The sequence below is a fragment of the Stenotrophomonas sp. FW305-C-20-S1 genome, assembly GCF_058783335.1.
In genome coordinates, this window is the sequence record NZ_JBYTEK010000006.1 from 77,410 (window position 1) to 101,412 (window position 24,003).

Annotated in this window: 15 protein-coding genes; 9 read left to right on the top strand and 6 right to left on the bottom strand. The window is 66.7% G+C overall.

Translation table 11 applies throughout. The features are described from left to right. Nucleotides 1-33 precede the first annotated feature (33 nt). Nucleotides 34-1,083, bottom strand: a complete 1,050-nt coding sequence (locus AC3WTC_RS04950) for a DUF1176 domain-containing protein (RefSeq protein WP_080148844.1) — start codon at nucleotides 1,081-1,083, stop codon at nucleotides 34-36. Nucleotides 1,084-1,216: 133 nt separating this feature from the next. Between AC3WTC_RS04950 and AC3WTC_RS04955 the strand changes: the two genes are divergently transcribed. Then, nucleotides 1,217-4,123 carry a DUF2135 domain-containing protein gene (locus AC3WTC_RS04955; protein ID WP_492710802.1) on the top strand — a complete coding sequence of 969 codons (2,907 nt, stop codon included), beginning with the start codon at nucleotides 1,217-1,219 and terminating at the stop codon, nucleotides 4,121-4,123. A gap of 76 nt (nucleotides 4,124-4,199) precedes the next feature. Here the strand turns inward: AC3WTC_RS04955 and AC3WTC_RS04960 are convergent, their stop codons facing one another. Next, nucleotides 4,200-5,408, bottom strand: coding sequence for an acyltransferase family protein (locus AC3WTC_RS04960; protein ID WP_492710803.1), 1,209 nt, complete (start codon nucleotides 5,406-5,408; stop codon nucleotides 4,200-4,202). 197 nt (nucleotides 5,409-5,605) lie between these two features. Between AC3WTC_RS04960 and AC3WTC_RS04965 the strand changes: the two genes are divergently transcribed. From AC3WTC_RS04965 to AC3WTC_RS05000, 8 genes are all read left to right on the top strand, one after another. Then, nucleotides 5,606-6,448 (top strand): LytTR family DNA-binding domain-containing protein, encoded by an 843-nt coding sequence (locus AC3WTC_RS04965; RefSeq protein ID WP_492710858.1) that lies wholly within the window; start codon nucleotides 5,606-5,608, stop codon nucleotides 6,446-6,448. 90 nt (nucleotides 6,449-6,538) lie between these two features. Next, a protein-coding gene (prfB, locus tag AC3WTC_RS04970) for a peptide chain release factor 2 (protein ID WP_099783880.1) occupies nucleotides 6,539-7,664 on the top strand; the annotation gives its coding sequence in 2 pieces (ribosomal slippage) (nucleotides 6,539-6,613 and nucleotides 6,615-7,664; 1,125 coding nt in all). A 99-nt stretch (nucleotides 7,665-7,763) separates the two neighbouring features. Next, nucleotides 7,764-8,546: a helix-turn-helix transcriptional regulator gene (locus tag AC3WTC_RS04975; protein WP_025874707.1), complete on the top strand. Its 783-nt coding sequence runs from the start codon at nucleotides 7,764-7,766 to the stop codon at nucleotides 8,544-8,546. Between the two features lie 637 nt (nucleotides 8,547-9,183). After that, the gene (locus AC3WTC_RS04980; RefSeq protein ID WP_492710806.1) at nucleotides 9,184-10,575 is read left to right on the top strand and encodes an NAD-dependent succinate-semialdehyde dehydrogenase; all 1,392 of its coding nucleotides are present in this window, start codon (nucleotides 9,184-9,186) and stop codon (nucleotides 10,573-10,575) included. A gap of 75 nt (nucleotides 10,576-10,650) precedes the next feature. Next, entirely contained in the window at nucleotides 10,651-12,291 is a 1,641-nt protein-coding gene (locus AC3WTC_RS04985; protein WP_025878943.1) for an acetolactate synthase large subunit, read from the top strand. Between the two features lie 348 nt (nucleotides 12,292-12,639). Further along, nucleotides 12,640-14,151 carry a lysine--tRNA ligase gene (gene lysS, locus AC3WTC_RS04990; protein WP_025878944.1) on the top strand — a complete coding sequence of 504 codons (1,512 nt, stop codon included), beginning with the start codon at nucleotides 12,640-12,642 and terminating at the stop codon, nucleotides 14,149-14,151. Nucleotides 14,152-14,354: 203 nt separating this feature from the next. Beyond that, nucleotides 14,355-15,500 (top strand): cyclic di-GMP phosphodiesterase response regulator RpfG, encoded by a 1,146-nt coding sequence (gene rpfG, locus AC3WTC_RS04995; RefSeq protein WP_025878945.1) that lies wholly within the window; start codon nucleotides 14,355-14,357, stop codon nucleotides 15,498-15,500. Next, nucleotides 15,497-17,668, top strand: coding sequence for a response regulator (locus AC3WTC_RS05000; protein WP_032975476.1), 2,172 nt, complete (start codon nucleotides 15,497-15,499; stop codon nucleotides 17,666-17,668). Before rpfG ends, AC3WTC_RS05000 begins: the two co-directional genes overlap by 4 nt. Before the next feature lie 105 nt (nucleotides 17,669-17,773). On the opposite strand, the gene AC3WTC_RS05005 is transcribed toward AC3WTC_RS05000, so the two are convergent. The 4 genes from AC3WTC_RS05005 to betB all read right to left on the bottom strand — a co-directional run bounded on the left by AC3WTC_RS05005 (nucleotide 17,774) and on the right by betB (nucleotide 24,003). Further along, nucleotides 17,774-18,646, bottom strand: a complete 873-nt coding sequence (locus tag AC3WTC_RS05005) for a crotonase/enoyl-CoA hydratase family protein (protein WP_025878947.1) — start codon at nucleotides 18,644-18,646, stop codon at nucleotides 17,774-17,776. Nucleotides 18,647-18,807: 161 nt separating this feature from the next. Further along, the gene (locus tag AC3WTC_RS05010) at nucleotides 18,808-20,484 is read right to left on the bottom strand and encodes a long-chain fatty acid--CoA ligase (RefSeq protein ID WP_025878948.1); all 1,677 of its coding nucleotides are present in this window, start codon (nucleotides 20,482-20,484) and stop codon (nucleotides 18,808-18,810) included. Between the two features lie 262 nt (nucleotides 20,485-20,746). After that, complete coding sequence (gene betA, locus AC3WTC_RS05015; protein ID WP_032975473.1) at nucleotides 20,747-22,429, bottom strand: choline dehydrogenase; 1,683 nt, start codon at nucleotides 22,427-22,429, stop codon at nucleotides 20,747-20,749. A gap of 101 nt (nucleotides 22,430-22,530) precedes the next feature. After that, complete coding sequence (gene betB, locus AC3WTC_RS05020; protein WP_492710810.1) at nucleotides 22,531-24,003, bottom strand: betaine-aldehyde dehydrogenase; 1,473 nt, start codon at nucleotides 24,001-24,003, stop codon at nucleotides 22,531-22,533.

Genomic DNA, 24,003 nt, shown 5'->3' on the forward strand with positions numbered 1-24,003 from the left:
CGGGCATGGCCCGGCGCTACCGCTTCGGAAGGGTCAGCGTACGTCGGTCACCCGCGTCGGCAGTTCCCAGGTACCCCCGGGAACGCCGCGACACAGGCCGCCACTGATCGCCGAGGTCGCGACGAAGCGGGTGCCATCCCAGGTCCACGTTTCATCCGACACACAGTCGGCCAGACCGCGGCCCTTGTGCGAGGCGACGATCTGCCCGTCGCCGTAGTCGATCGCGTCGCTGGTCACCCATTGCGGCTGGTAGGGCGCGTTCTCACCGATGACCCAGTAACCATCACCGGTGTTGTAGGCCGCGCGCCAGCAGGGGACGTTGACCAGCAGATGCTTGGTGTCCAGGCGCTGGATCTGCAGTGGTGAATTGCTGATCGGAAGATCCGGGTCGGTGTCGAGCAGGCCTTCGCAGCTGGGTTCTACCAGAGTGGCGCGCAGCGCCGCACGCAGCGCCGGCGAGGCGGCCAGCTTGGAAAACGCCGGGTCGTCCGGTGGCGTCGACAGCGTCGGTGCCTTGCGCACCACGGGTTTGGCAACGGCGGCAGGCACGCTGCTTTCGGCAGCGGCCCCCTTGCGCATCACCGCGCCCGGCGTGCCCACACGGCCCTGGAATTCGTCGGTCTTCAACAGCACAGCCGCTGCGCCCTTGTCCGACAGCGGCCACGTGTGGCCGGCGCCATCGACAACCGCGATGCCACCATCGCGCACCAGCGCGGACAGCACTGCGCTGGTCTGTGCCGCGCTGAGCACATGGACACCCGGCTCCGTGGCCGGCGCCAGCACACCGAGGTCACGCTGCTGGATGCGCAGGTGCAGCGCGCCCTTGGGCTGCGGCTGGTCATCGATCGGCTGCAACGACATCCGACCGCTGATGGCCTGATTGGGGCCGCCCGCCCGGGTCAGCAGCACGCTCAGGGTGCTGTCATCGCCACTGGCGTAGCCGGCCGCGCGGCACGTGCGTGTGTTGTCGCAGGCCACGACCCAGTCGTGATGCTGGAAATAGAGGCCTGCAGGCGCATCGACGGCGCCGGCGGCCAACGGCCAGCACAGGGCCAGCAGGGTGGGAAGCAGGGGAGAACGCATGGGCATCCTTGCACGGGATCGGGAAGTCGCACATGGTGCGCCCAGGGGCAGCGAAGAACCAGCATCGAATCACGTTAACCCCGTCCACCCGGTTGGTGCGTTCAAGCAGTCACGATCCCACTGGAGTCCTGTCATGGTCTTCGCCCGTTGCTGCGCTGTGTTGTTGCTGGCCCTTGCGGCCTGGCCTGTCGGCGCTCAGGCGCCCCGAATTGCTCGACCGCAGGCAACCACTCCGCTCCTGATCGCGCCCGCCGCCGAGCAGCCGGTTCAATTGCGACATGCCCGCATCGAAGGCGAGGTCCAGGCCGGTATCGCCCAGACCCGTATCACCCTGGAGTTCCATAACCCCAACCAGCGCGAGCTGGAAGGCGAGCTGCAGTTCCCGCTGGCCGAGGGCCAGCAGATCACCGGGTTCGCCCTGGACATCAACGGCGAGTTGCGCGAGGCAGTACCGGTGCCCAAGGACCGCGGTCGTCAAGTGTTCGAGGAGATCGCCCGTCGTGGCGTTGATCCGGGCCTGCTGGAGCAGACCGCCGGCAACCAGTTCCGGCTGCGCGTGTATCCACTGCCGGCCGGCGGCAGCCGCCGCGTACAGCTGGTCGTACGCGAGCCGCTGGCATATGCCGGGCAGGGCTGGCGTTGGACACTACCGCTGCAGTTCGTCGCCGGCGCCGCAGCCGTCGAACTGGACGTGCGGGCACCGAAGGGGGCTGAGGCAGGAAGCGCGCCGTTCCGCATCGCCGATGGCCGCCTGCACTGGCAAGGACGTGGCGCGCAGTTGCCGGCCCAGCTGCAATGGACGCTGCCGGCCGAGCGCAAGGCACAGGTGCAGGTTGCACGCTGGCAGGACGGTCACTACCTGTTGGCGCAGCTGCCGGTGCCGACGTCGACCGCGCCGCGCCGTGTGCCGTCGGAAGTGGGGCTGCTGTGGGACGGTTCGGGTTCCGCAGGCCAGCGCGACCGCACCCGCGAGTTCGCGCTGCTGGATCGCTACTTTGCTGCGATGGGCGAGGGCAACGTCGCGCTGACCGTGCTGCGTGATCGCGCCGAGCCCGTGCGTCATTTCCGTATACGCAGCAGTGACTGGAGTGAACTGCGGCGCGCGTTGATGGCGGTGCAGCCGGATGGCGCCAGCGCGCTGGCGCAGTGGCAGCCGCAGCCCTCGGTGAAGGAGTACCTGATGATCAGCGACGGCCTGCTGACCTACGGGCCGGAAGCACTGCCGGCGTTGGCCGCCGATCAGCGCCTGTTTGCGGTCAGCAGTGCCGGCGCACGCACCGATGCCACCCGCCTGCGCGGTTGGAGCGAGGCGCATGCCGGCAGTTTCGTGGCGCTCGGCAGCGATATCGATGCCGCTGCACGGGAGCTGCTGTCGATGCCACTGGATGTCCAGATCGATGCCGGCCGTGGCGTGCAGGACGTGGTGGTCGACCGCCGCAGCCAGGCCCAGGGCTGGCTGTGGTTGCATGCGCGGTTGGCGGCCGAAGGTGTGCCGATGCGGGTGCGCATTGCCGGTGGGCAATGGCAGGCACTGCCGGAGAGCTCCACCAGCGCCGATGGCGATCTGCTGGCCGGCCTGTGGGCACAGGCACGCCTGCAGCAGTTGTCGACCGATCGGCGCGGCAATCGCGAGGCGATGCAGCGCCTGTCGCAGCAGTTCAGCCTGGTGGGCCCGGACACTTCACTGATCGTGCTGGAAACGCTGGACGACTACCTGCGCTACGCGATCCGCCCCGCAGGTGCCTTGCGCGCCCAGTACGACCAGCGCTTCGCACGCCAGGTTGCAGATCGCGATGCCGCCGACCGTCAGCGCCTGGACAAGGTGGTGACGCAGTGGCAGCAGCGCCAGCAATGGTGGAGCCGCAGTTGGCCGAAGGGCATGCGCGTGCAGGCGAAGGCGCTGGAAGTGGTCGGTCAGGACGCGTATGCGGCTGCCCCGGTGGCGATGCTCGCCGCGCCTCCTCCCGCGCCAGCGCCGATGGCCGTTGCCGCCGAGCAGCGGGCGGAGTCCAGCAGCGCGCGCGCCCGTCGATCGCCGCCGCGGCAGGCACCTGCGGGCCTGGAGGCCGCGATGGATGCCGTTGCCATCGAACCCACGGCGTCCAATGCACCGGCCGCCGCCAATGACGGTCAGCTGGGAATCCGGTTGGCCGCCTGGCAATCGGATTCGCCGGTTGCCCGCCGCCTGCGCCAGGGGCCGTCGTCGCAGCTGTACGACCGCTATCTGGCCGAGCGCGCTGCGAACGCCAACAGCAGTGCGTTCTTCCTCGACGTGGCCGATCTGTTGATCGAACAGGGGCAGCGCGATCTTGCCCTGCGCGTGCTGTCCAACCTGGCCGAGATGGAGCTGGACAACCGCCATCTGCTGCGCGTTCTCGGCTATCGCCTGCTGCAGGCCGATGCACCCGCACTGGCGGTGCCGGTGTTCGAGCAGGTGCTGGCGATGGGCCAGGAAGAACCGCAGAGTTTCCGTGATCTGGGCCTGGCGCTGGCCGCAGCGGGCAAGCCGCAGCAGGCGCTGGCGCCGCTGTACCAGGTGGTCGTGCGGCCGTGGGATGGTCGTTTCGACGGCATCGCGCTGATCGCCCTGGATGAACTGACCAACCTGGTGGCCGGCAGCAAGCCGCGCCTGGATACCACCGGCGTCGACCCGCGCCTGCTGCAGGCGATGCCGCTGGACCTGCGCGTGGTGCTGGCCTGGGATGCCGACAACAGCGACATGGATCTGTGGGTCACCGACCCGAACGGCGAGCGTGCGTACTACGGCAACCGCCTGACCTACCAGGGTGGGCAGATGTCGCAGGACTTCACCGGTGGCTATGGTCCGGAACAGTTCTCGCTGCGCAACGCCAAGCCGGGCAAGTACAAGGTGGAGGCGAACTACTTCGGCAGCCGCCAGCAGCTGGTGACCGGTGCGACGACGCTGATGCTGCGCCTGACTACCCATTGGGGCACGCCGAAGCAGAAGGACCAGATGATCACGATGCGGCTGAAGGATCGTGCCGAGACGGTGCTGGTTGGCGAGTTCGAGGTGAAGTAGAGCCACGCCATGCGTGGCTGTCGCAGCCCTCGCCTTGTGGAGCCGAGCTTACGCTCGGTTCCACGGGGCGCAGGCCTTATTGTGCCGGCACGACGCGCACTGCAGGCGACGATAGCGGTGCGGCACGCAACCCGAACAGCGGCCGCAGCCCGCGCACACGGCGTACCAGCAGTTCATGGATCAGCAGGCAGCCGGCGACGGTGCCGACAATCACCAGCGCCGGCTCGAGCCATGCGCCCAGCTGCAGGGGACGCAACCAGTACAACAGCATGATCAGCACGGTCTGGTGCAGGATGTACCAGCTGAACACCGCCTCGCGGCAGTAGCCCAGGCCACGCCATGGCCGCGCCAGCAGGACCTGCGCCCATCCGAAGAGGGCCAGCAGGGAACACCAGGTGTACAGCGCTCGGCCAACGCGCTCGGTCTGCGCCCACGGCAGCGCCAGCACCCACTGCGGCAGATCGCCGAGGTCGGGCATCCGCCCCAACGCGCGGATGCCCAGTTCGACAGTCAGCCCGACAACGGCCAGCACCAGGGTCAACCGCCGGCCGCGCACCAGCAGATCCCAGCCGCGGTGCCAGCGCGCGGCGAGGAAGCCGCCGAGGAACAGGGGCAGCGATTCGGCGTGGACGTACAGGTCATCGACCAGCGCATGGGTTGGCGGGTGGGTGGGCAGGATCACCAGCAGTGCCCACGCCAGCCACAGCACCGGCAGCAGCAGGCCCAGCGTGGCCACCCAGCGGTCGCTCGCAGGCAGGCCCGGCAGGCGGTGGTGCAGCGGCCGCACTACGCTGGCCAACACGATCGCCAGCAGCGTGTAAGGGATCAGATAGGCCAGGTACCACAGGTGGTTCCAGGTGAAGCCATAGGCGGCACCGGTGAAGCTGGCTCCCGGCCACGGCCGGAACTGCCAGTAGCGCCACAGGAATGCACCGAGCCCTGGCGTGACGTCGCCCTTGTCCACCGCTTCACAGTAGGCCTGCAGCGAAACGACCGCGACGATGCCGAACAACAGCGGCAACAACAGCCGCCCGCCGCGCCGCAGCGCGAATCGCCACCGGCCCTGCGCGGGCAGGCACAGGCCCAGCGCGATGCCGGAGATGGCAAACAGCAGCGGCATGCGCCAACGATTCAGCGCGATCATCGGCCATTGCAGCCACTCCGCGGTGTGGACGCTCTTGAGGTGGAAGTCCCATCCGGCCACGTAGGCCATGGCCACGTGGTAGAGGATCAACAGCCCGAAGGCACCGATACGCAGGGTGTCGAGGTCGTGGCGGCGGGTCATGGCGGTATCCGTGTTGGCGTCCTCGCAGAGTGGAAGTCCTTGTGGGCTGTCGCCAGCAGCAAGGGGCGGTTGGATGCCCTGCAGGGCCCAATGGCGGGGCGGGGGGACGAATGGCGTACGTCAGCGGGGCTGTGGTTGGCGATAATCCAGTGATGGATGAGTACAACCAGCAGGACCCGGACGTGCGTGGCGAATCGATGGGCAACGGCAGGCAAGGGCGGCAGGCAGCCGTGTTCTGGGTCGTACTGTTCCTGGGGACGGCGGCGGCCAATGTGCTGGCCAAGGCCATGATGGCGGCGCGCGATGGACTGCCCTCCCAATGGATGGCGGCCACGATTGACGAGTTCAGCAGTGCGCTGGTGTCGCTGCTGCTGCTGGCGGTGCTGATCCGCGCCGCGTCGCGCTGGCCGCTGCACACCGATACCTGGCGACAGCGCTTGGTGCCGTATCTGCTGGGCGCGGTTGCGTGGTGGCTGCTGCATGTGAGTGCGATGGTCCTGCTGCGCAAGGCCGGCCACGCCGTGCTTGGCAGCCACTACACCTTTGGGGACTGGCCGGCGCAATGGTTCTACGAGTTCTTCAAGGACATCCAGACCTATGCGCTGCTGGTCTCGGCAGTCCATGCCCTGGCCTGGTTCGGCCGCCGCCGCCAGGGTGAAGCGACCCTGCTGGCCGCACCCGACGAGGGGCCTCCGGTCGAGCCGGTCGATCGCCCCGACCATTTCCTTGTGCGCAAGCTGGGCAAGGAGTTCCTGGTGGCCACGGCCGACGTCGAGTACGCCCAGGCCGCCGGCAACTATGTGAACCTGCGGGTGCGCGGGCATGACTACCCGCTGCGGATCACCATGGCAGTGCTGGAGGCGCGGCTGGACCCGGTCCTGTTCCTGCGCAGCCACCGCAGCTGGCTGGTCAACCGTGACCAGCTGCACTCGATCGAGCCGCTGGATGGGGGCGAGGCCTTGCTGCACATGGCCGATGGGGCCAAGGTACCCTGCAGCCGGCGCCAGCTGCCGTTGCTGCGCCAGGCCTTGGGCGGGTAGGGGCGTGGCAGGGCGGGACCGGCTTCTGCGCCGGTTCACCCCGGCCTGCGGTATCATTTGCAGTCATCTTTTGAATGCATAACCGCCGACATGATCGAACTGAATCCTGTCCGCCAGCGCATCGCCGATCTGACCGATCGCGTGTTGTCGCTCCGGGGGTATCTTTGACTACGACGCCAAGAAAGAGCGTCTTGAGGAAGTAACGCGGGAGCTGGAAAGCCCCGACGTCTGGAACAACGCCGAGTACGCCCAGAACCTGGGGCGCGAGCGCTCGACCCTGGAAAAGACCGTGGGCGGCATCGCCGCGGTGCTGGAAGGCCTGAGCGACGCCACCGAACTGCTGGAGCTGGCCGAGTCCGAGCAGGACGAGGACACCGCGCTGGCCGTGGTGGCCGACCTGGACAAGCACCAGGCGCACGTGGAGAAGCTGGAGTTCCAGCGCATGTTCTCCGGGCAGATGGACAACGCTCCGGCGTTCGTCGACATCCAGGCTGGTGCCGGTGGTACCGAAGCCCAGGACTGGGCCGAGATCCTGCTGCGCATGTACCTGCGCTGGTGTGAATCGCGTGGCTGGAAGACCGAGCTGATGGAAGTGTCCGGTGGCGACGTCGCGGGCATCAAGTCGGCCACGCTGCGCGTGGAAGGCGACTACGCCTATGGCTGGCTGAAGACCGAGACCGGCGTGCACCGCCTGGTGCGCAAGTCGCCGTTCGACTCGGACAACCGCCGCCATACCAGCTTCACCTCGGTGTTCGTGTCGCCGGAAGTGGACAACAACATCGAAATCGACATCAACCCGGCCGATCTGCGTACCGACGTGTACCGCTCGTCCGGTGCCGGTGGTCAGCACGTCAACAAGACCGAGTCGGCGGTGCGTATCACCCACATCCCGACCAACACGGTCGTGGCCTGCCAGACCGGCCGCAGCCAGCACCAGAACCGCGACAACGCGATGAAGATGCTGGCCGCCAAGCTCTACGAGCTGGAGATCCAGAAGCGCAACGCCGAGCGTGATGCGGTGGAAGCCACCAAGTCCGATATCGGCTGGGGCAGCCAGATCCGCAATTACGTGCTCGACCAGAGCCGTATCAAGGACCTGCGCACCGGCATCGAGCGTTCGGATACGCAGAAGGTGCTCGACGGTGACCTGGACGAGTTCGTCGAGGCCAGCCTGAAGGCCGGCCTGGCGGTCGGCTCCAAGCGCATCGATGCCTGATGCGTGCCCGGCGACAGCGGTACCGTCCGCTGCCCGGGCCCTGCGTTGCGGGACGTCTTCGGCGTCCCGCAACGCCGTTGAAACCTGCAGGGCAGGGCGATGATGCGCAGTGAAGCCGAACGCAAGGAACTGGGAGGCTTTCTCAAGGCCTGCCGTGCGCGGGTCGACCCAGCAACGCTGGGGCTGCCAGCCGGCCGCCGACGCACGCCGGGCCTGAAGCGCGAGGAAGTCGCACTGGCGATCGGGGTCAGTGTCAGCTGGTACACCTGGATCGAGCAGGGCCGCGAAGTGCGCGCCTCGCCCGAAGTGCTGGAGCGCCTGGCGCAGGTACTGCGATTGAGCGACGACGAGCGCGCCTACGCGTTCGCGCTGTCCGGCTATGGCGTGCCGCTGGAATCGCCCGACGAGACGGTGACCGACGGCCTGCGCCAGCTGGTGGAGGCGATGCAGCCGATCCCGGCCTACGTGCGCAATACCCGATTCGACATCCTGGCCTGGAACCCGGCCATCGCCGATCTGTTTGTTGATTACGGTCAGCTGGCGCCGCACGAACGCAACACGCTGCGGCTGATGTTCCTGTATCCGCCGTACCGCACGTTGATCCTCAACTGGGAAGAAATGACCCGCGGGCTGCTGGCCAGCTTCCGCGCGGCGATGGCGCAGGCGCCGGACAAGGCGCCGTTCCTGGCACTGGCCGAGGACATCGGTGCGCACAGCGAGCAGTTCCGCCAGTGGTGGCCGGAGCACGATGTGCGTCGTTTCGACGAAGGTGCGAAGAAGCTGAACCATCCCACGCGCGGGCTGCTGGACCTGCAGTACGTGGCGCTGGTGCCGGAGAGCCGGCATGACCTGTCACTGGTGACCTACCTGCCGCGAAGGTAGGTTGGTCGGCAGGGCTTGCAGCCCTGCACCTGCTGTAGTGCCGGCCGCTGGCCGGCAACCTCAACAGCAACAGCAACAGCAACAGCGGGCTTTCCGTGGGGTGGCGGGGCGGTGTCGGAGTGCGGGGACGCCGTGAACCCATCCATGGCGGCTTGGCCGCGGCATCCATGCCGCGGACACCCCGCACTCCGACGCCGCCCCACCTCTGACAGATCTCCGCGGCTGTTGGTAGGTGTCGACCTTGGTCGACACGTTGATGCACGCCATGCGTGGATGCTTTTCGGTTTCAATTCGAGATAGTCGATCTCGATGGAAATTCATCCACGCATGGCGTGGATCTACTGGAGGCGCCGGGTTGGGTCTGGAGAAGAGCCCCCTGAGTCAGGGGGCGGCCGCGAAGCGGCGGGGGTATGGGGGCTGGTAAGTGGGGCCCGCGGTTCGCGTAGCGAAGCGTGGGAGCGGCAGCGCGCATGCGATGGCGCGTACCCGGGCGCAGCCCTGCCGGGAAACCACCCCATTCAGGCAGGTAAGTACAGGTCACAGGATACGCAGACGCCTTGTTGCTGCCATCGATCGGGTCCACATTCGTTGTCAGGAAACGGGCAGCCGCCCGTTGTCGAGACAACAGGAGACCTGCATGTCCGCTTCCCCCGCAGCCCCCGCTGCCATTTCCCGCGATCCGGCGACCGGCCAGCAGATCGCCAGCCACCCCTTCGCCACCGACGTTGAGCTGGAAGCCATCCTCGACCGCGGCCAGGCCGGTTTTGCAGCCTGGAGCGCGCAGTCACTGGAACAACGCGCGAGCGTGCTGCGTGCGATGGCTGCCGTGCTGCGCCGCGACCGTGAACCGCTGGCCGCGATGGCCACTGCCGAAATGGGCAAGGTCCACGCCGAGTCGCTGGCCGAGATCGAGAAGTGCGCGGTGCTGTGTGACTGGTACGCCGACAACGGTGCGGCGTTCCTGCGCGATGAGCCGACCGCGGTGGCCGACAACAAGGCCTATGTCTCGTACCTGCCGCTGGGCGTTGTGCTCGGCATCATGCCGTGGAATTTCCCGTACTGGCAGGTAATGCGCGCGGCCGTGCCGATCCTCATGGGCGGCAACGGCTTCCTGCTGAAGCCGGCCGAGAACATCGTCGGCACCGCCGGGCTGCTCGCCGCTGCGTGGCGCGACGCGGGCCTGCCCGACGGCACCTTCATTGCCGCCAACATCAGCCGCGAGGGAACCAGTGCCGCCATCGCCGATGACCGCATCGCTGCCGTGACCCTGACCGGCAGCGTCGCCGCGGGGCGCAGCATCGCCGCGCAGGCCGGGCAGGCGCTGAAGAAGGTGGTGCTGGAGCTGGGTGGCTCGGATCCATTCATCGTGCTGGCCGACGCCGACCTGGAGGCAGCGGTCGATGCGGCTGTTGCCTCGCGCTTCCAGAACACCGGGCAGGTGTGCATTGCCGGCAAGCGCATCATCGTCGAAGACGCCGTGTATGAGCGTTTCGTGGCGTTGTTCTGCGAGCGCGTGCAGGCGCTGACCGTGGGCGATGGCCGCGAGGCCGGCAACCGGATCGGACCGATGGCCCGGCAGGACCTGCTTGAACAGCTTGATGCACAGGTGCGTGCGTCGGTCGAGGCCGGTGCGCAGTTGCTCGTGGGCGGCAAGCAGCTCGATCGCCCCGGCAGTTTCTATGCACCCACCGTGCTGGCGGGCGTCGAGCCGGGCATTCAGGCCTTCGACACCGAGACCTTCGGGCCGGTGGCGTCGATCAGCCGCGCGCGCGACGCCGACCATGCGGTGGAACTGGCCAACCAGAGCGAGTTCGGCCTGAGCGGCAATCTATGGACCGGCGACCACGCCCGCGCGATGCAGCTGGCGCGCCGGCTGCAGACCGGTGGCGTGTTCGTCAACGGTTTCTCTGCCTCCGATCCACGCGTGCCGATCGGCGGAGTGAAGAAGAGCGGCTTCGGCCGCGAGCTGTCGCACTTCGGCATCCGCGAGTTCGTCAACGCGCAGACGGTGTGGTTCGACCGCCGTTGACGCGGGCCATCCACCGTTCCTGTCAGCATCCCTGCAACGTTCCATCATCACGCACTGCGAGAAGGACGTCATTCCATGTCCAAGGGTTCCGATCTGCTCGTCGCCGCACTCGAAAACGAGGGCGTCGAGCGCATTTTTGGCATTCCCGGTGAAGAGAACCTCGATGTCGTCGAGTCGCTTCGCCACTCCAGCATCGAGCTGGTCATCACCCGCCACGAACAGGCTGCCGTGTTCATGGCCGCCACCTACGGCCGCCTGACCGGCAAGCCCGGCGTGTGCCTGGCCACGCTCGGCCCGGGTGCACTGAACTTCACCACCGGTGCCGCGTATGCACTGCTCGGCGCGTGGCCGGTGATCATGATCACCGGGCAGAAGGGCATCGTGGCCAGCAAGCAGGCGCGCTTCCAGATCGTGGATATCGTCAGCACGATGAAGCCGCTGACCAAGTCGGCGCGGCAGATCGTTTCGGCGCGCACCATCCCCACCATCGTCCGCGAGGCCTTCCGCACGGCGCTGGAAGAGCGCCCCGGGCCGGTGCTGCTGGAACTGCCCGAGGACATCGCGGCGATGGAGGTCGAGGACGTTGCACTGATCCCGCCACACCCGGTCGATCGGCCGATCGCCAGTCCCGAGGCGCTGGACCGTGCGGCGCAGATCATCCGCGAGGCCAAGCGGCCGCTGCTGGTGATCGCCTCGGCGGCGTCGCGACCGCAGTCCAGCGAAGCGCTGTCGGCCTTCGTACTGCGGGCCGGCATCCCGTTCGTCACCACGCAGATGGGCAAGGGCGCGGTGGCCGGTGGCTCGGGCCTGTACATGGGCACGGCGGCACTGAGCGAGCGCGACTACGTGCACATGGCCATCGATCAGGCCGACGTGATCGTGACCATTGGCCACGAGGTGACGGAGAAGCCGCCCTTCGTGATGCGCCCGGGTGGCCGCACGGTCATCCACATCGGCTATTCGCAGGCCGCGGTGGAGCAGGTGTACTTCCCGCAGGTGGAGGTGATCGGCGATATCGGCCGCTCGCTGACCCTGCTGGCCGACCGTATCGAGGGCAGGGTGGACAACGCCGCTGCACTGCTGCCGCTGCGCGCGACGATCCTGGAGCACATCGCCGATCGCGCCGAAGAGGCCGGTTTCACGCCGCAGCGGCTGGTGCATGACGTGCGCCAGGTGATGCCGCCGGACGGCATCGTGGCGCTGGACAATGGCATGTACAAGATCTGGTTCGCGCGCAACTACCGTACCCAGGTGGCCAATACGCTGCTGCTGGACAACGCATTGGCAACGATGGGCGCAGGGCTGCCGTCAGCGATCATGGCCTCGATCCTGTACCCGCAGCGCCGCGTGCTGGCGGTGTGTGGCGATGGCGGTTTCATGATGAACAGCCAGGAGCTGGAGACCGCGCGGCGGCTGGGCCTGAACCTGGTAGTGCTGATCCTCAACGACGGCGCCTACGGAATGATCCGCTGGAAGCAGGCGGTGGATGGTTTCGCCGACTACGGCATGACCTTCGGCAATCCGGATTTCGTCAAATACGCCGAGGCCTATGGCTGCCAGGGGCACGAGGTGACGGCGATCGAGCAGTTCATTCCGACCCTGGAAGCGGCCTTCACCGCGGGCGGCGTGCATCTGGTGTCGGTGCCGGTGGACTATTCGGAGAACCAGCGGGTGCTGGTGGATGAGCTGCGGCAGGCATTCCCGGGAAACGGGTAGGTGTCGCCCCCCGGAGCCCCGTAGGCGTCGCCCCCGAGCCCGGTAGGTGTCGACCTTGGTCGACACAGTAGATCCAGACCATGCGTGGATGCCTCCCCATGCCCGGCGCGGTAGGGCGCCAACCAAGGTTGGCGGCTACCAGGGCGTGGATCGAGGTTGATCGACTGCGGCAGGCGTTCCTGGGAGCCTGGTAGGTGTCGACCTTGGTCGACACGGTGAGCGCCAACCAAGGTTGGCGGCTACCGGAGCAGGGGCGGCCCGAGGCCGGGGCGGGGCGCTTTTGGTATGCTGGGCAACCGGCTGCGCCGGGCGCAACACTCCCCCTCACTACACGATTCCCGCAGATCCATGAGCGAAGCTACCGATACCCCCCCCGTCGACGAAAACAAGTTGATCGCCGAGCGCCGTGAGAAACTCAAAGCGCTGCGCGGGCAGGGGATCGCGTATCCGAACGACTTCCGTCGCGAGGACTTCGCCGGCAGCCTGCAGGAAGAATTCGCCGATGCGGAGCAGTGGACCGCCGAAACCCTGGAAGGCAACGGCCGCCAGGTGAAGATGGCCGGTCGCCTGATGGCCAAGCGGGTCATGGGCAAGGCCAGCTTCGCCCAGATCCAGGACGAATCGGGCCGCATCCAGCTGTTCCTGCAGGGCAGCGTGCTGGGTGATGCCTACACCGCCTTCAAGGGCTGGGACGTGGGCGACATCATCGCTGTCGAAGGTGGCCTGACCCGCACCAAGACCGGCGAGCTGTCGGTCAAGGCCGAATCGATCCGTCTGCTGACCAAGTCGCTGCGCCCGCTGCCGGACAAGTGGCATGGCCTGGCCGACGTCGAACAGCGTTATCGCCAGCGTTACGTCGACCTGATCGTGACGCCGGAGTCGCGCGCGGTCTTCATCAAGCGCTCGAAGATCATCCGTGCGATGCGTGCATGGCTGGACAACCGCGACTTCCTCGAAGTCGAAACGCCGATGATGCATTACATCCCCGGCGGCGCGGCGGCCAAGCCGTTCACCACCCACCACAACGCGCTGGACCTTGACCTGTACCTGCGCGTTGCGCCGGAGCTGTACCTCAAGCGCCTGACCGTCGGTGGCCTGGAACGCGTCTACGAAATCAACCGCAACTTCCGCAACGAAGGCGTCAGCACCCGCCACAACCCGGAATTCACCATGATGGAGCTGTACGAGGCCTATGCCACGTACAACGAGATCATGGACCTGACCGAAGGCGTGATCCGTGACGTGGCACAGTCGGTGAACGGCACCACCGTGGTCGAGTGGGACGGCGCCAACATCGACCTGGGCCCGGCGTTCCGCCGCTGGCGCATGGACGAGGCGGTGCGCCACCACAACCCGGAAATCTCCGCGGCCGACTGCACCGACCGTGACGCGCTGCTGCGCCATTGCGAGCGCCTGAAGATCCGCGTCAAGCCGTCCTACGGCTGGGGCAAGCTGCTGCTGGAGATCTTCGAAGCCACCGTCGAGCACACCCTGATCCAGCCGACCTTCATCACCGATCACCCGGTGGAGGTCTCGCCGCTGGCCCGCGCCAACGACAACGATCCCGGCTATACCGACCGCTTCGAACTGTTCGTCAACGGCAAGGAGCTGGCCAACGGCTTCTCCGAGCTGAACGACCCGGAAGACCAGGCCCAGCGCTTCCAGGCGCAGGTGGCGGCGAAGGAAGGCGGCGACGACGAGGCCATGCATTACGACGCCGACTACATCCGTGCGCTGGAGTACGGAATGGCGCCGACCGGCGGCCTTGGCATCGGCGTCGATCGCCTGGTGATGCTGCTGACCGGCAGCAGCTCGATCCGCGACGTGCTGCTGTTCCCGTACATGCGTCCGGAGCAGTAACCGGCGTTTTCGGCGTCCGTTTGTGCGCGTCGTCTCGGTTTGAGACGGCGCCATTGACGCATCCCGCACTCGGCGTATCGTTATTGCACAACCTTGACACCGGCTATGGCTTGATGGCGTCAGGGGAGGCCGCCATGTGGAGAATCCGCTTCACATTGTGACGACGATCATGAATCGGGGAGCTTGTGACGGGAGTCGAGCCGATGCAGGGTGCCAGCGTGCACAGCGGCGGGGTATCCTCGCCCGCTGACCTTTCAGCATGGTCGAGAAAGCAGGCAGAGAACGCCTTGAACATCGTCATCGTCGATGACCAGACATCCGCGCGGACGATGCTCCGTCACGTCATCGAGGACATCGCGCCGGAACTGAGCGTGCATGACTTCGGCGATCCGTTGACGGCGTTGGCATGGTGCGAATCGTACCCGGTCGACCTGCTGCTTCTCGATTACCGCATGCCGGAGATGGACGGGCTTGAATTCGCCCGCCGCTTCCGCCGGCTGCCCAAACATCGCGATATTCCGGTGATCCTGATCACCGTGGTGGGTGATGAGCCGATCCGCCAGGCAGCACTGGAAGCCGGCGTGATCGATTTCCTGGTCAAGCCGATCCGCCCGCGCGAACTGCGCGCACGCTGCTACAACCTGTTGCAGCTGCGCCAGCAGACCGAGAACGTGAAGCAGCGTGCGCTGTCGCTGGAGCAGCGGCTGCTGGCCAGCATGCACGAGGTGGAGGAGCGCGAGCGCGAGACGCTTTCGCGGCTGGCGCGTGCGATCGAGTTCCGTGATGCCGGCACCAGTGCCTACCTTGAGCGCATGGCGCGTGTGGCTGGCCTTATCGCCGAACAGCTGGGCCTGCCGGAAGACGACGTCAAGCTGATCGAGATGGCCGCGCCGCTGCACGACATGGGCAAGATCGCCATTCCCGATGCGGTGCTGCTCAAGCAGGGCAAGCTCAATGATGAGGAGCTGGCGATCATGCGACGGCATCCACGCATTGGCCATGAACTGCTCAGCGGCAGCCAGAACCGCTTCATCCAGGTCGGTGCATTGATCGCGCTGCGTCACCATGAGCGCTACGACGGCAGTGGTTATCCCGATGGCCTGGTCGGCGATGCGATTCCGCTGGAGGCACGCATCGTCGCCGTGGCCGACGTGTTCGATGCGCTGATCTCGCCGCGCCCCTACAAGGAAGCGTGGACGATGGAAGCCACCATGGCCTACCTGTATGCCCAGCGCGGGCGCCTGTTCGATCCGCGTTGCGTGGACGCGTTGCTGCGCGGTCGTGAGCAGCTGGAACAGATCTGCGCCGAGCACTCCACCGCCTCTGCACGGCCGGGACTGGGCGCGTGAAACGCCTGCTGTCGCGATTGCGGTTGCGCCTGTCCCAGCGGCAGGACAGCGAGCACGGGCAGCAGATCGTCCGCATCGTCCTGATCAGCCTGATCCTGGCTTACGTGCTGCTGCCTTCGGCGCGGCACGATCTACCGCACACCCAGTATGTCGGTGTGCTGGCGATCGTGTTGACGGGGCTGAGTCTGTCGCTGCTGTTGTTTGGCTGGCTGCTGTGGCGGCCGCAGCGTTCCGATCCGCGCCGCGTACTGGGCATGCTGGCCGACTACGGCCTGATCGCCGCCGGCATGATCCAGATGGGCGAGCCGCTGTCGTGGGTCTACATCGTGGTGATGTGGGTGACGGTGGGCAACGGCATGCGCTTCGGCAACCACTACCTGTATGTGGCCGTGGCGATGGCGATGGTCAGCTTCGGCAGTACCGCGCTGTCGACCCCCTATTGGCAACAGAACGCACGCCTGGCCATCGGCCTGTGGCTTGGCCTGGCGGCGGTTCCCCTGTATTTTTCCACGCTGCTGCGGCAGTTGACCGAAGCGATGGCCGAGGCGCGGCGCGCCAGCGAAGCCAAGAGTCGATTCCTGGCCAACATGAGCCACGAGTTTCGTACCCCACTCAATGGATTGAATGGCATGACAGAAGTGTTGGCGACCACGCGCCTGGATGACGAGCAGCGTGAGTGCGTGAGTACCATCCAGGCGTCATCGCGCAGCCTGCTGGCGCTGGTCGAGGAAGTGCTGGACATCTCGGCGATCGAGGCCGGCAAGCTGCGCGTGGTCGCCGAGGATTTCGTTCTTTCCGAAGTGATGCAGGCGATCGGCCTGATCCTGTTGCCGCAGGCCAAGGCCAAGCGCCTGGACTACCGGGTGAAGGTGGCCGAGACCGTGCCGCCGACCCTGCGCGGCGACGTCGGGCATCTGCGGCAGATCCTGCTCAACCTGGCCGGCAACGCGGTCAAGTTCACCGATCACGGCCGGGTCGAGATCCGCGTCAGCGTTGTCCACGCCGACACCCAGGGTGGGGTGCGGCTGCGCTTTGACATTCTCGACACCGGCATCGGCGTTGCACCGGCGATGCGTCCGCGTCTGTTCGAGGCCTTCGAGCAGGCCGACGTCAGCATGGCCCGCCGCCATGAAGGTACCGGCCTGGGCACGACCATCGCCAAGGGGCTGGTCGAAGCGATGGACGGCGAGATCGGTTACCTGGACAACCCGCCGCAGGGCAGCCACTTCTGGGTGGAGCTGCCGTTCGCGCCGCCGCAGCCGGTGGTGCCGGGCGCGGTACCGACCCTTGCTGCTGGCGACGAAACCGGTGCCGGCGGCAACGTCATCGCCTTCGCCGATCCGTTCCTGCGCCATCGCGCGCGCGTGCGCAGCATGCAGATCCTGGTCGCCGACGACCACGAGGCCAACCGCATGGTGCTGCAGCGGCTGCTGCAGAAGGCCGGGCACAAGGTGCTGTGCGTCGATGGTGGCGAGGCGGTGCTCGATGCACTGGCTGAAAGCGAGTTCGATGCGGCCATCGTCGACCTGCACATGCCGGGCATGAGTGGCCTGGACATGCTGAAGGAGCTGCGGGTGATGCAGGCCGGCGGCGGCCCGCGCACGCCGGTGCTGGTGCTCAGCGCCGACGTCACTCCCGAAGCCATCCAGCGCTGTACCCAGGCCGGTGCACATGCGTTCCTGGCCAAGCCCGTGGTGGCCGTGCGACTGCTGGACACCCTGGCCGAGATTGCCAACAACGCTCAGCTCAAGGCCAGTGCGCCGCCGATCGTGCGCACCGTCACCAACCTCGATGGCGTGCTCGATACCGGCGTGCTTGATGAGCTGGCGTCGCTGGGAATGGGCGAGGGTTTCGAGCGCGAGTTCATCCGCCAGTGCCTGGACGATGCCGAGTCGTGCCTGCGCAAGGCCGAAGGTGATGGTGAAGCGGCACGCTGGGGTGCTTTCCGCGAGCAGTCGCATGCGATCAAGGGCGTGGCCAGCAATCTGGGCCTGGTGCGCGCGTCCAACCGCGCCGGTGAGTTGATGCGGATGGCCGACTGGCAACTCAAGGCCGAATGGCGGCAGCGTCTTGCGGTGCTGCAGGGGGCCATCAAGGAAGGCCGGCAGGCGCTGGATGCGCGCGCCGAACGCAAGGCACGCGGCGTGGCCGACGACGGCGAGCGGTAGAGCCAGGCCTGCCAGGCCTGCGCGGCGGGCTTTCGATGACTGCGCGCCGCATAAAAAAAGCCCGGTGGCCAGCCGGGCTTGAACCCTGCGGGGGAGGGGAACGTATCAGGCCACATCCAGATTGGCGCGTCGGGTCTGCGCTTTGATCAAACGGTCCATGGTGCGCAGCGAACGATCGCCCAGGGCCAGTGCCGAATCGACCCAGACCTTGGTGATTTCCAGCAGTTCGTCATAGCTGACCGCCTGTGCCAGGTTGCGCGCGGCGTTCATTGCCAGGTACGACTGCGGCAGGCGCTGCTGCTGGCGGATCATCTCTTCGACCGCGCCGCGGCCTTCACCTTTCCTGACCAGCACGTCGACCACGCCCATCGCGTGCATCTCCTCGGCGCTGTAGATACGGCCATCGAGGATGATCTTCTCGGCCAGCTGCGGCGCCACCCGGCGGCACAGGAACGAGTAGGCGCCCATGCCCGGGAACAGGCCGAACAGCACTTCGGGCAGGCCCATGCCGCACCCTTCCTCGGCCACGATGGTGTGGCAGGCCAGGGCCATTTCCAGGCCACCGCCCAGCGCATCGCCCTGGATCAGGGCGATCGAGCGGACGTCGCCGCCGAAGCCGGTGTGCAGGTGGTGAACGCCCTCCACGCAGCGTTGGGCGTAGGTCAGCAGCAGGTCGCGGTTGCCTTCGCGGATCAGGCGGGTGAACAGGTCCAGGTCGCCGCCCAGGTTGTAGGCGGCGGCGTCGGAGGCCAGCACGAAATGGCGCAGCTGGCCGCTGTGGCGCTGCGCCGGCCCGCGGGTGATGGCGCTCATGTAGCTCCACATCTCGTCCAGCATGTCCTTGCGGCAGCAGGGACGCACGCCGGTGGAGGCATCGGCGTGCATGAACAGCCAGTGTGCGGCGCCGTCGGCGCTGTCCTGGGTGCGGATGGTGGCATAGGGCGAGCCGCTGCTGGGCAGCTTTTCGATGGTACTCATGGAAGGGTCCTCGGCGGTGCGGCCCGCAGATCAAGGTGGTGGCCGGCGGGCCGAACGGTCCACTCACGCGGCGATGCTACACCGGCCCCGGGCCCGCGCATGCGAAAAGGCCCGGGTCGTTGCCGACCCGGGCCTGAGCGCGTTCAACTTTCCCGAAACCCTTACGGGGCGGGCGTATCGCGGAGTTCGCGACGCAGGATCTTGCCGACGTTGGTCTTCGGCAGCTCTTTTCGGAATTCAACGATTCTGGGGTGCTTGTAGCCGGTCAGGTTGGCCCGCGCGTGCTCCTTGACCATCTCGGCGGTCAGGTTCGGGTCCTTCTTGACGATGACCACCTTGACCACCTCGCCGGACTTCTCGTCCGGTACGCCGACCGCGGCCACTTCCAGCACGCCCGGCATCATCGCGATCACGTCTTCGACTTCATTGGGGTACACGTTGAAGCCGGACACCAGGATCATGTCCTTCTTGCGGTCGACGATGTAGAAGAAGCCGTGCTCGTCCATCTTCGCCATGTCGCCGGTGTGCAGCCAGTCGTCGGCGTCGATGGCCTTGGCGGTTTCCTCCGGGCGCTGCCAGTAGCCCTTCATCACCTGCGGGCCGCGGATGCACAGCTCGCCCACTTCGCCCAGCGCCAGGATGTTGCCGTTGTCGTCCTTGATGCAGGCATCGGTGGACGGAATCGGCAGGCCGATCGAACCGTTGTACTCGGCCAGGGTAAGCGGGTTGATGCAGGCCGCCGGCGAGGTCTCGGTCAGGCCGTAGGCCTCGACGAGGGTGACGCCGGTGGTCTTCTTCCAGCGCTCGGCGACCGCACGCTGCACGGCCATGCCGCCACCCAGGGTCACCTTCAGCGAGGAGAAATCGACGGTGTCGAAGCCGGGGGTGTTGAGCAGGCCGTTGAACAGCGTGTTGACGCCGGTGATCGCAGTGAAGCGCACCGACTTGAGCTCCTTGACGAAGCCCTTCATGTCACGCGGGTTGGTGATCAGGTGGTTGCAGCCACCGAACTTCATGAAGACCAGGCCGTTCGCCGTCAACGCAAAGATGTGGTACAGCGGCAGGGCGGTGATGATCCATTCCTTGCCCATCTCGATGCCCGATGCGCTGATCCAGGCCGAGGCCTGCTGCATGTTGGCGATCAGGTTGCGGTTGGTCAGCATCGCGCCCTTGGCGACACCGGTGGTGCCGCCGGTGTACTGCAGGAACGCCACGTCGTCATGGTCGATCTCGACCTTCGGCAGGGTGTGGCGGCTGCCCAGCTTGAGCGCCTGCTTGAAGCGGATCGCGCCCTTCAGGTGGTAGTTGGGCACCATCTTCTTGATGTACTTGAGCACGAAGTTGACGATCGTGCCCTTGGCGCCGAGCAGGTCGCCCAGGCCGGTGGTGATGACCTGCTTGACCTGGGTATCGGCGATGACCTGTTCGACGGTATCGCCGAAGTTGTCCACCACCACCAGCGCGGTCACGCCGGCGTCGACCAGCTGATGCTTCAGCTCGCGCGCGGTGTACAGCGGGTTGACGTTGACCACGGTCAGGCCGGCACGCAGCACGCCGAAGGTGGCGATCGGGTATTGCAGGCAGTTGGGCATCATCAGGGCGACGCGGTCGCCCTTCTTGAGCTTCAGCTCGCCCAGCAGGTAAGCGGCGAACTGTTCGACCAGGGCGTCGGTCTCACCGTAGGTGAGGGTCTTGCCGAAACTGGAGTAGGCCGGTCGGTCGCGGTACTTCGCGACGGAGGCGTCGAAGACCGAAACTACCGAATGGAACTCGTTGACGTCGATTTCGGCGGGAACGCCTTTCGGATAGCTCTGCAGCCAGGGACGATCCAGACTCATATTCCCCCTCCAGGAATCGTAATGATGGGTGCGGCGCGGACAGTATCCGCCAGAACCGCTCTCCGCAGCATACCGTCCCGTAGGGAAAACGCGAAGAGGGTGGACACTCCGCGGCCGTATGCGCCAAAAGCCGCCGGGCATGGCCCGGCGCTACCGAAGGCAAAGCTCGCCTCGTAGTGCCGGGCCATGCCCGTCGACCGAAGGCAAAGCCCGGCTGGTAGCGCCGGGCCATGCCCGGCGGATGATTCCGATGGCCGGAGACTCAGCTCTTGTTGCGCACCGGCGCGCCGTTGGCCTTGTAGTACGAAGCCGTGCTGCGCGGCAGCGGCGCGCGGCCACGGATCACATCGGCCAGCTTCTCGGCGATCATGATGGTCGGTGCGTTGAGGTTGCCGGTGACCACCTGCGGCATGATCGAGGCATCGACGATGCGCAGGGCTTCCAGGCCGTGCACGCGGCCCTGGCCGTCAACCACCGCCATCGGATCATCGGCGTGGCCCATCTTGTTCGAGCACGACGGGTGGTAGGCGGTCTCGGCATGCTCGCGCACGAACGCATCGATCTGCGCGTCGGTCTGCAGCGCGCTGCCCGGCGAAATCTCGCGGCCGCTGTACGGTGCCAGCGCCGGCTGCGCGAAGATCTCGCGGGTGATCCGGATTGCCGAGCGGAACTCGCGCCAGTCCTGGTCGTGCGACATGTAGTTGAACAGGATGCTGGGATCTTCGCGCGGATCCTTCGAGCGCACGTGGATGCGGCCACGGCTGGGCGAGCGCATCGAGCCGACATGCATCTGGAAGCTGTGCGCCTTGATCGGGTTGGAGCCGTTGTAGTTGATCGCCACCGGCAGGAAGTGATACTGCAGGTTGGGCCAGTCGAATTCGGCATCGCTGCGGATGAAACCGCCGGCTTCGAACTGGTTGCTGGCGCCAATGCCGGTGCCCAGGAACAGCCATTCGGCGCCGATCGCCGGCTGGTTGTACAGCTTCAGTGCCGGGGCCAGCGAGACCGGCTTCTTGCACTCGTACTGCAGGTACATCTCAAGATGGTCCTGCAGGTTGGCGCCGACGCCGGGCAGGTGGTGCACCAGGTCGATGTCCAGGCTGCGCAGCAGGTCGGCCGGGCCGACGCCGGAGCGCTGCAGGATCTGCGGCGAGGCGATGGCACCACCACACAGCAGCACTTCGCGGCGCGCGGTGGCGCGCTGCGGCTGGTCGTTGTGCAGCCACTGCACGCCCACTGCGCGCTTGCCCGAGAACAGGATGCGGTCGGTCAGCGCGTGGGTGACGATGGTCAGGTTCGGGCGCGGCTTGGCCAGATCCAGGTAGCCACGGGCGGTGCTGGAGCGGCGTCCCTTCGGCGTGACGGTGCGGTCCATCGGGCCGAAGCCTTCCTGCTGGTAGCCGTTGAGGTCGTCGGTGCGCGGATAACCGGCCTGCACGCCGGCCTCGACCATCGCCGCGAACAGTTCGTTGTTGCCGGCCTTGGGCGTGGTGACGCGCAGCGGGCCGTCGCCGCCGTGGTAGTCGTTCGGGCCGATGTCACGGGTTTCGGCCTTGCGGAAGTACGGCAGGCAATCCAGGTAGGTCCAGTCTTCCAGGCCCGGCATGCCGGCCCAGTTGTCGTAGTCCATCGCGTTGCCGCGGATGTAGCACATGCCGTTGATCAGCGACGAACCGCCCAGGCCCTTGCCACGACCGCAATCCATCCGGCGGTTGTTCATGAAGGGCTCGGGATCGGTCTTGTACGCCCAGTTGTAGCGCTTGCCCTGCAGCGGGAAGGCCAGTGCGGCGGGCATCTGGGTACGGAAATCGAGCCGGTAGTCCGGGCCACCGGCTTCCAGCAGAAGCACGCTGACATCGGCATCTTCGGTGAGGCGGGTGGCCAGCACGTTGCCGGCCGAACCGGCGCCGATGATGATGTAGTCGTACTCGTTATGGGTGCTCATGGTTGCTCTCCTGCAGGCCGGGCGCGCTGCATGCAGGCGTCCCGGCGGAATGTCGGATCGGCGCGGTGGCCGGACGATGGGCGGTGCTCAGGGCGCGCCGGTCAGAACACGCTGGCGTAGTCACCCAGCTCGACCTGCACCGACTTGATGCGGGTGTAGTGGCCGAGGGTGGAGATACCGTTCTCGCGGCCAACGCCGGACTGCTTGTAGCCGCCGACCGGCATTTCCGCCGGCGACTCGCCCCAGGTGTTGATCCAGCAGATGCCGGCTTCCAGGCGATGGATGATGCGATGTGCGCGGCTGATGTCCTTGCTGACCACACCTGCGGCCAGGCCGAAGGTGGTGTCGTTGGCGCGACGGATCACTTCGTCCTCATCGTCGTAGGCGAGGATGCTCATCACCGGCCCGAAGATCTCTTCGCGGACAATCGTCATGTCGTCGCGGCAGTCGGAGAACACGGTCGGCAGCACATAGGCGCCCTCGGCCAGGGCACCGTCGGTGGCACGGCCGCCGCCGGTCAGCAGGCGCGCGCCTTCGCTCTTGCCGCTTTCGATGAAGCGCAACACGTTTTCCATGTGCGGGAAGCTGGTCAGCGGGCCGAAGTTGGTCTCTTCAGCCATCGGGTCGCCGATGCGGATGCGCTTGACGCGCTCCACCACGGCAGCTTCGAACGCGGCCAGCATGCTGCGCGGCACGAACACGCGGGTACCGTTGGTGCAGACCTGGCCGGAGCTGAAGAAGTTGGCCATCACCGCGATGTCGGCGGCACGGTCCACATCGGCGTCGTCACAGATCACCAGCGGCGACTTGCCGCCCAGTTCCATCGTCACTTCCTTCAGCGACGACGATGCAGCGCTGGCCATGACCTTCTTGCCGGTGGCCACGCCGCCGGTGAAGGAGATCTTCTCGATCACCGGGTGCTCGGTCAGCCAGTTGCCGATCTCGCGGCCCGGGCCCTGCACGACGTTGAACACGCCGTCCGGCACGCCGGCTTCGGTGTAGATCTCGGCCAGCTTGATCGCGGTCAGCGGGGTCACTTCGGACGGCTTGAACACCATTGCATTGCCGGCGGCCAGGGCCGGGGCCGACTTCCACATGGCGATCTGGATCGGGTAGTTCCAGGCGCCGATGCCGGCGACCACGCCCAGCGGCTCGCGGCGGGTATAGAAGAAGCTCGATTCGCGCAGCGGCAGCTGGATGCCTTCGATGGCGGTGGCCAGGCCAGCGTAGTACTCCAGCACGTCGGCACCGGTGACGATGTCCACCGTGGTGGTTTCGGCCAGCGCCTTGCCGGTATCCAGGGTTTCCAGGTGGGCCAGCTCGTCGTTGCGCTCGCGCAGGATCTCGACGGCACGGCGCAGGATGCGCGAGCGCTCCATGGCGGTCATCGCTGCCCACACCTTCTGGCCTTCGCTGGCGCTTTCAACGGCGCGTTCGACATCGGCCTGGCTGGCGATCTGCACGTCGGCCAGCACCTGGCCATTGGCAGGGTTGACGGTCTGGAAGGTCTTGCCGCTGGTGGCGTCGACGCGGCGGCCGTGGATGTACAGCTGTTGCACGGGCAGGGTGGTCAT

Coding starts and splice junctions, on each gene's coding strand:
- AC3WTC_RS04950 (WP_080148844.1), bottom strand. CDS start 1,083: ATGCGTTCTCCCCTGCTTCCCACCCTGCTGGCCCTGTGCTGGCCGTTG.
- AC3WTC_RS04955 (WP_492710802.1), top strand. CDS start 1,217: ATGGTCTTCGCCCGTTGCTGCGCTGTGTTGTTGCTGGCCCTTGCGGCC.
- AC3WTC_RS04960 (WP_492710803.1), bottom strand. CDS start 5,408: ATGACCCGCCGCCACGACCTCGACACCCTGCGTATCGGTGCCTTCGGG.
- AC3WTC_RS04965 (WP_492710858.1), top strand. CDS start 5,606: ATGGGCAACGGCAGGCAAGGGCGGCAGGCAGCCGTGTTCTGGGTCGTA.
- AC3WTC_RS04975 (WP_025874707.1), top strand. CDS start 7,764: ATGATGCGCAGTGAAGCCGAACGCAAGGAACTGGGAGGCTTTCTCAAG.
- AC3WTC_RS04980 (WP_492710806.1), top strand. CDS start 9,184: ATGTCCGCTTCCCCCGCAGCCCCCGCTGCCATTTCCCGCGATCCGGCG.
- AC3WTC_RS04985 (WP_025878943.1), top strand. CDS start 10,651: ATGTCCAAGGGTTCCGATCTGCTCGTCGCCGCACTCGAAAACGAGGGC.
- lysS (WP_025878944.1), top strand. CDS start 12,640: ATGAGCGAAGCTACCGATACCCCCCCCGTCGACGAAAACAAGTTGATC.
- rpfG (WP_025878945.1), top strand. CDS start 14,355: ATGCAGGGTGCCAGCGTGCACAGCGGCGGGGTATCCTCGCCCGCTGAC.
- AC3WTC_RS05005 (WP_025878947.1), bottom strand. CDS start 18,646: ATGAGTACCATCGAAAAGCTGCCCAGCAGCGGCTCGCCCTATGCCACC.
- AC3WTC_RS05010 (WP_025878948.1), bottom strand. CDS start 20,484: ATGAGTCTGGATCGTCCCTGGCTGCAGAGCTATCCGAAAGGCGTTCCC.
- betA (WP_032975473.1), bottom strand. CDS start 22,429: ATGAGCACCCATAACGAGTACGACTACATCATCATCGGCGCCGGTTCG.
- betB (WP_492710810.1), bottom strand. CDS start 24,003: ATGACCACCCTGCCCGTGCAACAGCTGTACATCCACGGCCGCCGCGTC.